The organism is Paenibacillus sp. sgz302190 (assembly GCF_059820445.1).
The window spans coordinates 1-10858 of record NZ_JBZYAO010000043.1 but is presented as its reverse complement, the minus strand read 5'-3'; the positions used below and the strand labels follow the sequence as shown (position 1 = coordinate 10858).

General features: G+C 51.2%; 13 protein-coding genes and 1 rRNA gene. 2 read left to right on the top strand and 12 right to left on the bottom strand.

Going from position 1 to position 10858, the window contains the following annotated elements:
• Positions 1-27 precede the first annotated feature (27 nt).
• Positions 28-1305: an HD domain-containing protein gene (locus AC6RNO_RS31045; protein ID WP_474686886.1), complete on the bottom strand. Its 1278-nt coding sequence runs from the start codon at positions 1303-1305 to the stop codon at positions 28-30.
• A 378-nt stretch (positions 1306-1683) separates the two neighbouring features.
• On the opposite strand from AC6RNO_RS31045, the gene AC6RNO_RS31040 reads away from it, so the two are divergent.
• Positions 1684-1938: an AbrB/MazE/SpoVT family DNA-binding domain-containing protein gene (locus AC6RNO_RS31040; RefSeq protein ID WP_188178304.1), complete on the top strand. Its 255-nt coding sequence runs from the start codon at positions 1684-1686 to the stop codon at positions 1936-1938.
• A 327-nt stretch (positions 1939-2265) separates the two neighbouring features.
• Here the strand turns inward: AC6RNO_RS31040 and rsmI are convergent, their stop codons facing one another.
• The 10 genes from rsmI to AC6RNO_RS30990 all read right to left on the bottom strand — a co-directional run bounded on the left by rsmI (position 2266) and on the right by AC6RNO_RS30990 (position 9560).
• A complete protein-coding gene (gene rsmI / locus AC6RNO_RS31035) occupies positions 2266-3174 on the bottom strand; it encodes a 16S rRNA (cytidine(1402)-2'-O)-methyltransferase (protein ID WP_497107850.1) in 909 nt (302 codons plus the stop codon).
• Positions 3175-3930, bottom strand: coding sequence for a methyltransferase (locus tag AC6RNO_RS31030; protein ID WP_497107849.1), 756 nt, complete (start codon positions 3928-3930; stop codon positions 3175-3177). It lies immediately after the preceding gene.
• An 80-nt stretch (positions 3931-4010) separates the two neighbouring features.
• On the bottom strand, positions 4011-4352 hold the full coding sequence (yabA, locus tag AC6RNO_RS31025) for a DNA replication initiation control protein YabA (protein WP_474686892.1): 342 nt from the start codon (positions 4350-4352) through the stop codon (positions 4011-4013).
• 66 nt (positions 4353-4418) lie between these two features.
• Positions 4419-5222 (bottom strand): PSP1 domain-containing protein, encoded by an 804-nt coding sequence (locus tag AC6RNO_RS31020; RefSeq protein ID WP_474686906.1) that lies wholly within the window; start codon positions 5220-5222, stop codon positions 4419-4421.
• Positions 5223-5226: 4 nt separating this feature from the next.
• Positions 5227-6204 (bottom strand): DNA polymerase III subunit delta', encoded by a 978-nt coding sequence (holB, locus tag AC6RNO_RS31015; protein WP_497107848.1) that lies wholly within the window; start codon positions 6202-6204, stop codon positions 5227-5229.
• 15 nt (positions 6205-6219) lie between these two features.
• A complete protein-coding gene (locus AC6RNO_RS31010) occupies positions 6220-6666 on the bottom strand; it encodes a YaaR family protein (RefSeq protein ID WP_474686895.1) in 447 nt (148 codons plus the stop codon).
• A 40-nt stretch (positions 6667-6706) separates the two neighbouring features.
• Positions 6707-7036: a cyclic di-AMP receptor DarA gene (darA, locus tag AC6RNO_RS31005; protein ID WP_474686897.1), complete on the bottom strand. Its 330-nt coding sequence runs from the start codon at positions 7034-7036 to the stop codon at positions 6707-6709.
• A gap of 46 nt (positions 7037-7082) precedes the next feature.
• A complete protein-coding gene (gene tmk / locus AC6RNO_RS31000) occupies positions 7083-7739 on the bottom strand; it encodes a dTMP kinase (RefSeq protein WP_497107847.1) in 657 nt (218 codons plus the stop codon).
• Between the two features lie 42 nt (positions 7740-7781).
• Positions 7782-9287 carry an aminotransferase class I/II-fold pyridoxal phosphate-dependent enzyme gene (locus AC6RNO_RS30995; RefSeq protein WP_497107846.1) on the bottom strand — a complete coding sequence of 502 codons (1506 nt, stop codon included), beginning with the start codon at positions 9285-9287 and terminating at the stop codon, positions 7782-7784.
• A 102-nt stretch (positions 9288-9389) separates the two neighbouring features.
• Positions 9390-9560, bottom strand: a complete 171-nt coding sequence (locus AC6RNO_RS30990) for a sigma factor G inhibitor Gin (RefSeq protein ID WP_497107860.1) — start codon at positions 9558-9560, stop codon at positions 9390-9392.
• Positions 9561-9727: 167 nt separating this feature from the next.
• Here AC6RNO_RS30990 and AC6RNO_RS30985 point away from each other — a divergent pair, with 167 nt between their 5' ends.
• Positions 9728-10252: a hypothetical protein gene (locus tag AC6RNO_RS30985; RefSeq protein WP_474686904.1), complete on the top strand. Its 525-nt coding sequence runs from the start codon at positions 9728-9730 to the stop codon at positions 10250-10252.
• Positions 10253-10592: 340 nt separating this feature from the next.
• Here the strand turns inward: AC6RNO_RS30985 and rrf are convergent.
• A 5S ribosomal RNA gene (gene rrf / locus AC6RNO_RS30980) occupies positions 10593-10709 on the bottom strand.
• Between the last annotated feature and the right edge of the window lie 149 nt (positions 10710-10858).

The window sequence follows — 10858 nt, the reverse complement described above, 5'->3', positions numbered from 1 at the left end:
GTTTAAGCTCCTTCGTGATTGTTTGTTCTATTCCCGCAGTCCGATCAATGCCCTTACGTCCGGGTAAGCGGATGCGCTCAAACGGTGAACGATCTCCTCCGGGTAATAAACCCGGTGCTTTCCTCTGTGAATGCCGCTGATCGAGCGGACGATATCCGATTTTTGCGTAATTTCCGTCAATTGATCTTTGTGATTGAGCAGCAGGATCGGCAAATTCTCATCGTTTTCACCGGGCCTGTATACATCATAGGAAAGGTTCGACGGAGAATCGATTTCCATATAAGAGGCCGGATCGAGTCCCAGCTCAAGCATCGCCTGCTCCATATGCTGAAACACCTTTTGGTCGACGTCTTCAAACGCGCTGTATTTGAACAGCTTGCGGTTCAGGAACCTTTTGCACAGGTCGGACAAAACCGCATCGCTCTCCGAGCTCCAAAACACCAGCATCGTCTGCATCACCGATTCGTCAAGCAGGATATAATCTTCCAGGGACAGCTTGTTCTGAATCAGATGCAAAATAGGCTCGACCATGAAAGCGAACGCGTACTGCTCTTCATATAAATATTTGGCCCGCTGAAAAATTTTGTTCAGTAAAATTTCCGCACTGCGGGTAACGGGGTGAAAATAAACCTGCCAGTACATTTGGTATCTGGACATCAAATAATCCTCGACCGCGTGCATCCCGCTCTCTTTGACGACGATATGGCCCTTGTACGGCCTCATCACGCGCAAAATCCGCTCCAAATCAAACGTACCATAGTTCACGCCCGTAAAATAAGCGTCCCGCAGCAAGTAATCCATGCGATCGGCATCAAGCTGGCTGGATACAAGGCTCACGACAATTTCCTTGCTGTACGATTTGCAGATGACCCCGGCGACTTGCTTGGGAAAATCGGGGGATACGCGGCGCAGCACTTCGTTGACTTCCGTATTCCCCAGAACGATCCGGCAGGACCAATCCTCGTGGCGCGTGCCGAACGCTTTTTCAATGGAATGGGAAAAGGGGCCGTGCCCCAGATCGTGCAGCAGAGCCGCACAAAGACAGAGCAGCCGTTCTTCCTTCGGCCAGTCTTCATAATGGTTGCGTTCAAATTGGGAAATGATTTTTCGGGTCACTTCATAGACTCCAAGGGAATGGGAGAAACGGCTGTGCTCGGCGCCATGAAAAGTCAAATAGGAGGTGCCAAGCTGTCTGACCCGGCGCAATCGTTGAAACTCCCGGGTGTTGATCAAATCCCAGATCGTGTCGTCCTGCACATAAATGTATTTATGAACCGGATCTTTAAACACTTTTTCTTCTTTCATACGGGGCCACAACCTTTCTATTATTATTTCGACATTCTTTCGACAAATTCATTCCGGAACTTTCGACATGATTTGTCGAAAATAGTCGAATTATAGATTCCAGTTTTCAAAGTATGATGCCAGTCCGGGGTTAACGATATTTTTTCGCTTTTTTGTGCTAGCCTATGTAAGATATTACTTACAAATCCTTATTGTATAAGGGGTTTGTGTTTTATGAACTAAAGCTGAAAATTGAAATTTTTTACGTTTAGAGGTATAATTTTAAGAAAATATGGTTGACTATTTTGGGAATGGTTGGTATCATAAGTAATGAAAATATTGTCGAAACATGACGATAAACTTTAATAGACTTCATAATTGGGAAGGGGACCTTCATATATGTTGAAATCCACCGGTATCGTGAGAAAAGTTGATGAATTAGGACGCGTTGTTATTCCAATCGAGCTTCGCCGTACGCTTGGCATTGGCGAGAAAGACGCATTGGAAATTTATGTTGACGGTGAACGCATTATGTTGAAGAAATATGAGCCTGCATGTATTTTCTGCGGCAACGCCGAGAACGTTACTTATTTCAAAGGAAAAATTGTTTGCCATATTTGTTTATCAGAAATGCCAACACCTGTGACAAAATAAGAAAAATAGTATATAATAGAAATATCACATTCCCTTTAGGTAATTCTAACCTTTTTCATATCTCCTCTAATCTCTAATTTGTCGGCTTCGGCCGCGGATTAGAGATCTTTTTTTGTCCGGAATATTTCCGGGAATCCGGGCCGGAGCCGGAGGCGGAAAACCGGATGCGAAAACCGAGAGACCACCGAGGATGAAGCTCCGGCCGGGGCAGCCCGTCGCCGGCCAGGGGTCTGGCGGGCGGAGTTCATCAGACGGACTCCTGGGAGTCTGTCCGATGAACCACGTAGAAGGCATAGTAAAATGACAGTAACTCCGCCCGCCAGACTCCTAGCGCTCCAGCAGCGCGTTGTACACGTCCCGCTTGGACAAGCCGCGGTCCGCCGCCACGAGCTTCATCGCTTCCTTGCGCTCGCTGCCGCGCTCGACGTAATGCTCGACGTGCTCGCCGAGCCCGAGCGCCTCCCACCAAGCGGCGCCCGCCGCCTGCGCATCCGCCTCCGATGCGCCTTCGGCGATGACGCAATATTCGCCCTGCGGCGGATGCTGCGTCAAATGCCCGAGGCACTCCGCGATCGTGCCGCGGACAAATTCCTCGTACCGCTTCGTCAGCTCGCGGGCGAGGCAAATCCGGCGCTCCGCCCCCCACACTTCCGCCATGCGGGCAAGTGTTTTCTCGACGCGGTGCGGCGATTCGTAGAACAGCAGGGTGCCCCGCACCTGCTGCAGCTCCTCCAGCACCTTCGTCTGCTCCCTTTTCTCCCTGGGGAGAAAACCGACGAAGGTGAAGCGGTCTGTCGGCAGGCCTGATGCAATCAGCGCCGACAGGGCCGCATTCGCGCCGGGGATAGGCACCACCGGCACGCCTTGCTCTACGGCCATCCTCACCAGGTCGTAACCTGGATCCGAGATGGCCGGAAGCCCAGCATCGCTGACCAGCGCGATGCTCTGCCCCTCAAGCAGCAAGCGGACGAGCTCCGGTCCGCTTGCCTGCTTGTTGTGTTCGTGATAGCTGACGAGTCGCGTTGCGACCTCAAAGTGCGTCAGCAGCTTGCGCGTTTGCCGCGTGTCTTCGGCGGCAATCAGATGCACTTCCTTCAGCGTGCGGACCGCGCGGAAGGTCATGTCTTCGAGGTTGCCGATCGGCGTGGCGACCAGATACAGCGTTCCCGCGCCTCCTTGGTCGGCCGCGTAGCTTTTTTGCACATTTACATTCTGGCTCAACTTGGGTTCCCTCATTTACTGTAAAGAGGCCCTGCCTCCGTAATAAACTTCCATCAGTTCTTCGCAGTACTGCTCCTTTTCCGTGTAGACGATTAACGGCGGGAGCGTGCGAATCTCCGGCTTGCCGTCTTTCATGCCCTCGATGAGAATCATCATCGCTTCTTCGCCGGCGCGGGCATGCACGTAGCGAATCCGTTTCGGCTCTATGCGGTATTGCCTCATCAGGCAGCAAATATCAATCAACCGGGTGGGCCGGTGCACCATCGCCACTTTTCCTCCGGCTTTCACCAGCCTGGCGCTGGCCGCTATGACATCTTCCAGCGTACAGTGGATTTCATGTCTTGCCGCCGCAATATGTTCGTTCACGTTCTGTTCGCCATTGGGTACGGGCAGATAAGGCGGATTGACGGTGACGACATCGAATCCTCCGTGCCCCAGCGTCTGGTGAATCGTCCGCAAATCCCCCCGGATCATATGCAGACGCTCTTCCAATCCGTTCAGCAGCGCATTGCGCGCCGCCATATCCGCCAGTCTGTCCTGAATTTCCACGCCCCAAATCTCCGCGCCGCTGCGTGTGCTGAGCAGAAGCGGAACGACGCCGTTGCCCGTGCACAAATCCAACATGCGGCCTTTGGGCGATACCGAGCAAAATCGCGCGAGCAGCACAGCATCCAACGAAAAGCTGAACACTTGATCGCTCTGGATTATTTTTAAATCATGCGTCAATAAATCGTCGATTCGTTCCGTAGGTAATAAAGATACTTGAGTCATAAGTTTTGGCTTTCAGTTCCTTTCATGATCCTCTTGATCGAAAAAAACCGTAAGGAATTGTCTCCCTACGGTCAAACGAGCTATTTATTTAAGAAGGATAAGCAAAACAGACAGTCCCCTTCCGTTCGAAGGTGCCCGTAATAAACATTGCAAATATGAAAGCCTTCATTATAAAGACGCGCCAGGTTATCGTATCCTGCGCCAATGACCGGAACTTCCTCTATGCCTGCTCCTTCCGGCTGCTCGGCATCGGCTTCCTCCTGCCGGATCAGCTTTCGCAGCTGAGCATTCTCTATGCTGAGCCGCTTGTTCTCTTCAAGCAGGGCTATGACTCTCTTCTTAAGAGCGCCGAGCTCGGCATAGGTGGCACCCATCCTGTCTTCGATTTCATCGATCTGCTCGAAAATATCTTGTTTATCCACGATTTCACCTCTAGTAGCCATGCATGCCTGTCCGGCCGTTCATCCGCGAACCCGTAAATCAGACGTCTACTCTTGTTCTACCACATCATCGAAAGGCAGGTCCATTACCTTGCCAAGATCAAACAATTGAACTTTAGCGGTGCGCTCGCTCAAATTCAGTCCGAGCACCTTGCCGTTTCCTAAAGAAGTGATCACGTGTCTTCCGACTGTCGGAAGCGACTCCTTGGCGCTTTCATAGTTGTCATGCTCGTACTTCAGACAGCACATCAAACGGCCGCATAAGCCTGAAATTTTCGTTGGATTGAGCGAAAGGTTTTGATCTTTCGCCATCTTGATGGAAACCGGCTCGAAATCGCCCAAAAACGACGAGCAGCAAAGAATTCGCCCGCAGGGGCCAATGCCGCCAAGCATTTTGGCTTCGTCGCGGACGCCGATTTGGCGCAGCTCGATGCGAGTCCGAAAAATACTCGCCAAATCTTTAACCAGCTCGCGAAAATCGACGCGCCCTTCCGCTGTAAAATAAAAAATAATTTTATTGCGGTCAAACGTGTATTCCACATCGACGAGCTTCATTTTCAGATTGTGATCTTTTATCTTCTCTTGGCACGTTTGAAACGCGTCCTTGGCAGCTTTCTTATTTTCTTCGACCAAATCGGCATCTGTATGATCCGCGATCCGGATTACCTTTTTGAGCGGCAGCACGACATCGTTTTCTTTGACGTTTTTTTTGCCGACGACGACTTTCCCGTATTCCACACCGCGCGCCGTTTCAACAATAACGGCATTTTCTTTTTCGATCGGCAAATCGATCGGATCAAAATAATATATTTTACCCGCTTTTTTAAAGCGGACGCCTACTACCGAATACAACATGTTACACCCCCTGCATCTCCACGAGCATTTTTTCCATAACCAGCTGTGAATTGGCATTAAAACGCAGACGTTTTTGCAGATCTACGGCCTGCTCCATCATTCGCACCCAATCTGACACGTCCCGACTGAATGCAAGGGAGCCCATCCAGTCCAGCTGATCATGGTAAATCAGCTTATCTCTGCGCTCCAGGCGCAGCTGTACCATATCTTTAAACCAGAGAATCAGCAGGTCGAAAAGGCTCGACACGTGATCCGCCAGCTCTGTTTTCATAATCTTTTGCTGCACGGTAATCATCGAAGAAGGGAAACGGGTCAGCGTCTCCTTCGCTAATTGTAACACTACGCTTCTCATTTCTGCAAACCAATTCGAGCCTATGAGCTCTCTGGCGGCCTTCAATCCTGCCGTCAAATAGGCAGCAGGATGCACCAGCCCGGCAGGATGGCCCTCCTGCAAAAGGGCGGCGATCATCTCGTCGCGAGGCATCGGCGTGAACGAAATCCACTGCGCACGGGATTGAATCGTCGGCAGCAGCGCATTGCCGTTCTCCGTAATCAGAATGGCGACCACGCGCGAAGTCGGCTCTTCCAGAAACTTCAGCAAGCTGTTAGCCGCTTGTACCGTCATTTTGTCGGCTTGCTGTAAAACGTATATTTTAGTGCCCGAGGCCGTCGCCCTGTAGGCGAATTCTTTTTGCAGCTCGCGGATCTGCTCAATTTTGATCGAAGCCCCGTCAGGCTCCACCACGTGCAAATCCGGATGATTGCGGTGCTCGACTTTACGGCATTCGAGGCATTCGCCGCACGCATCGTCGGACTTGTTTTTGCAGTAAATGGCCTTCGCCAGCGCAAACGCCATTTCGGTGCGGCCTGTTCCTACAGGCCCGCTGAATATATAGGCATGGGACAGCTTGTCCTGCCGCAAGCCGTTTTGCAGCAGCCGCTTGGCCGCAGCTTGGCCATGAATGGCATGAAAGGACATATTAGTTCTCTCCGTTTAAAATAACAGGTTAATCAGCATACCGCGGATTTCCCCGATTTTATGCAAAATGTCGATACGTCCCTGCTCGCTTTCCAGAAGCTCGTCCGCCAGAGCCAAGAGCCCAAGGTCGATTTCCTCCAGCAGCTTATACCGCTTCGAACGGCCGCGGCGGTCCCAGCCTTTCGTATCTCGCAAACTGACTCCGCGGCGAACGGTCTCTTCCAGAAACTGCTTGACGAGCAGCCTGTACTGGCGCAGCTCCCTCACCGTCATGGATCGGGCCAGACGATCGCCCTGCAGCGAAATCTGCTGCATCATTTTCGTCAGCTGCTCCTGCGTCACTTTCTCGTCGTTCTGATGCATCAAGTCGGAGAAATTCCGGGGTGCCGTCTGTGGAGTCGGGACGTTATCGGTTACTTTGACGTTTTTTCCAATGGGCTGCCACCCCGGGTTAATTTTCAAGGCTCATCCATCCTTGTATTTAAAATAAAATCGTTCCTGCTTAAAAATGCTCGAACCGCTCGACCGGCAAAACAAACACCGCGGCGCCACCCACTTGAACTTCCACAGGAAATGGAATGTAGGAATCCGTCGTTCCTCCCATAGGCGATACCGGTGTGACAAGCTGCTCCCGAATTTTACAATTGGCGCGAATAACTTGCAGCACCTCTTGTACTCTCTCATCTTCCGTTCCTATAATAAATGTAGTATTTCCGGCTCGCAGAAAGCCGCCCGTACTTGCCAGCTTCGTGGCGCGGAATCCTTCTTTGATGAGCGCATTGGAAAGACGGTTACTGTCTTTGTCTTGAACAACGGCAACGACCAGCTTCATGGGTGATTCCTCCTCTTCATTATAAACTATGTTTGGGTTTATTGCCTTAGCCGGAAAGATGTACCTTCAGCAAACGTTTACAATCAGCCAAAATATCTTCGGCGATCGCTTCTTCGCCCCGATTGGCATCTACGACTTTGACTCGCTCCGGCTGATCGGCGGCAATTTGATGAAATCCGGCCCGTACCCGGTTGTGATACTCAAAACCTTTTTGCTCGATTCGGTCCAACTGCTGCTCCGCACCCGAGCCGAACGCCCGCTGATGAAGCCTCGACTGGCTTATCTCTACCGGCACATCCAAAATATACGTTCGTGTCGCCTGCAAACCTGAACTCGCGTAATGGTTGATCGTCTTGACGATAACTACATCGACGCCAAGCCCGTAGCCCTGATAGGCGACACTGGCGTCGATAAACCTGTCGCAAAGCACGATACGCCCCTGCGCAAGAGCCGGCAGGATCAATTCATGAACATGCTGCGCCCGCGAAGCCGCATAGAGCAGTACCTCGGCCTGATCCGTCATCTCTTGATTCTCAGGCGACAAAATAAGACTGCGGACCTTGTCGCTGATTGACGTACCGCCCGGTTCCCTTGTTACTACAACGTCGTGTCCGAGCTCCCGCAGCGCTTCTCCCAACATGCGCAGCTGCGTCGTCTTTCCCGCGCCGTCCGGACCTTCAAACGTAATAAATATTCCTTTCACTCTGACCCTCCTGCATCTGCTGTACCACTTGCCTGTGATGGTTTACGAGTATATCTTAAGCCTCTGTGTCTGTCCGAATGCTGTTCCTTGAAATCGAATCCCGCTGCTCGCCAACTGCTGCAAAGCTTCTGCTGTTGTTGCCGTAACGACTTCACCCGGGTAAAGATACGGAATTCCGGGCGGATAGGGAATAACCATTTCCGCGGAGCGCTTGCCTATTGCATGTTGGACGGCGACGGAGCTTGTATCCATGTACGGTTGACCTTCATTCCGCAAATTTTGCAAATCAAACGCGACAGGCAGCGAATTTGGCATGAATGAGGGTAAGTTATTTATATTCGAGATAGCGGCTTGAAGTTCCTGCTTACGCAGCTTGCCGCTTGAACAAATGTTGCATAAAACTTGATATACGCGGTTTACATCTGCTTCCGTTGATGCCGGAGTAAACAGCAGCAGCACCTGCCTGGCATCCGCCATTTCCACAAAACAGCCTTGCTCCTCCATCGCATCTCTTAACTCCGGCCCTGACAATGTGCCTGTCGCATCGTAGATGCATATTTTAAATGGATCGGCCGTCGTATACCCATTCCCGCCACAGCTTGGAAAATCATGCGAGCCGTATGCCAACTGCGGCAGCTCATCCAGCAGGGCTCTAAACCGCTTGACCGTCTGAAGCCCTTGCTTCACCCAAGCTCTTCCTTCCGTATGCATGCGTTTGCGCGCCAAATCCAACGAAGCCAGGAGCGGATAAGAAGGACTGGAGCTTTGAAGCATGGCCAAACGCTGTTTCAACGCAGCCCGGTCCACCCGGGGCCCCTGTACGTGCAGCATCGCGCCCATCGTCATGGCGGTCAGCATCTTATGTGTGGACTGCACGACAACATCGGCGCCGCTCGACAAAGCCGAAGCCGGCAGTTCCTCATGAAAGCCGTAATGCGCTCCATGGGCTTCATCCACCAGCAGAGGCTTCCCCTGCTCATGCATCAATTCGGCGATCGGCTTCAAATCTATGCCCATGCCATAGTAATTGGGGTTCGTTACGAGCAATGCTTTTGCCTCGGGATAATCCGCCAGCGCCTTTTTCACATCGTCGATATGAATTCCCGCCGCAACCCCCATTCCCGGGTCCCACACCGGCGACACAAACACAGCCCTTGCGCCTGCAAGCATAAGCCCGTGTATGACCGATTTGTGCACATTCCTCTGCACCAGAATCAAGTCGCCGCGGCCGCATACGGCCGTAATCATGGCCAAATTGCCGGCCGTGCTGCCTCCGACGAGAAAATAAGTCTCCTCCGCCCCAAAACAATCCGCGGCCAGCCGCTCCGCCTCCAAAATCGCCCCCTCGGCCTGATGCAGATCGTCAAGCCCCGTAATTTCCGTATAATCTATGGACATTATCGCTTCATAGTGATTTCTCGCCTCCGGCAAAACGCCCTTGCCTGATTTATGCCCAGGCACATGGAGGCTGACAGGCTTGGTTCGCTCATGCGCAATCATCGCCTCAAAAAGCGGAGCCCTTGACCGGTCCAGCGGCTGCTTCGACATTATAGCTTGCTCCTCTCCTCGCTGCTCTTTTTATATAGTAGAGGAAAGAAGCCTAAAAAACAAAAAGCTTCCCGAAGAAAGCTTTAAAAACATACGAATACCTCACATATAAGTCCTCGCTTTGCCTGTGAGGAAAACCTTTTTCATCTGCCGCACAAAAAAAGGGTACTTTTTGTCTCTGACATCGGTTCGCACCATCTCGCTGCTGCAATCATCGCACAAAAAAACGGAAATGATCCGAATACCTCCGGTACGCTGCCGCTCGCAAATCATACAGATCCCCATCTGATTCTCTTCCATTAGGCTCACCTCAACCCTGATTCTTTCCTGCTAGTATACCCAAATCTTGTTTCTCCTAAACTAGCTTGGCGCTCATATTTTTAAAGGATTTTGCCGATATAGGGTATATCCGCTTTGTTACTTGCCTTATGGAGGTCATCATGTCCAATCAAGATCCGAATCTGTCTAAAGATTCTACGATTTACAGCTATAAATTAATGAAAAGAATGTACCACTCTATTTATAAAATAGTCCTGTACTTTATATTCTTACTCCTTCTCCTCTGCTATAATCTGGACCTCCATGATTGGCTGCCGCTAGTGCTTAGCTACCCGATTCTCGTCGTCTTTCATGCGCTTCTGATACGTATCTTCTTTCAGTACACAATCGGCAGCGCTATGAGAGGCTGGTCTTTCAGGTGGGGCATATTCTGGTGCGGGATTTTGCCTGAAGGCAATGCCTCGATTCGGCTTGTAAGCAGAGTGCAGCTGCACTTGTTCTGGATCGGATTAGTCGCAATCCTTTTACTATATCCCTGGATTCCGACAATTTGGCTTAAATATTTCGCCATCTTCCATATATGGATGCTGATGCCTCGCCTCTGGATGCTCTTTCGCTTCCGCCCTTTCCGCAAAATGGGACTTATCAAAATTACGAGTAAAGATACCTCCTGCTATATGCAGTGATTAGAAGGATGCGAGGTATAGTGGTGCGGCATCGCTCCGCTTCCGGCCCGCGAAACTGCTCGGCAGATCAGGGCTGGACCGGACCGGGCAGCTTATGCTATGAAAGGACTCAATCACGGTGATGGGCGCTTCCGCTGGATTTTGTGCAATGCTTGGGGCCCACTCAGGGGGATTTTTCCCGTCCAATGGCAGACGCTGTCCGGGATATAAACCGAGTCTTTCATTGTGCAAAATGCAACGAGAATAGCGCTGTGCCCGGGTTTCACTTGCATACAGGCTGACCTGCCGGAAATACAAAAAAAGCCTTCCCGAGATTTCTCTCAAGAGGGCTTTTTATAGTGCTTGGCAACGTTCTACTCTCCCAGAACCCTTCGGTTCAAGTACCATCGACGCTGGAGGGCTTAACGGTCGTGTTCGAGATGGGAACGCGTGGATCCCCTCCGCCATCATCACCAAACAGGATGTTTCTGCCAGGAAACATCAATCAAACTCCTCAGGCTGACTTGCACCCTGAAAACTAGATACGAAACTTGCGTAAAGTGTGAGTTAAATTGTATAGGTTAAGCCCTCGACCGATTAGTATTCGTCAGCTCCACACGTTGCCGC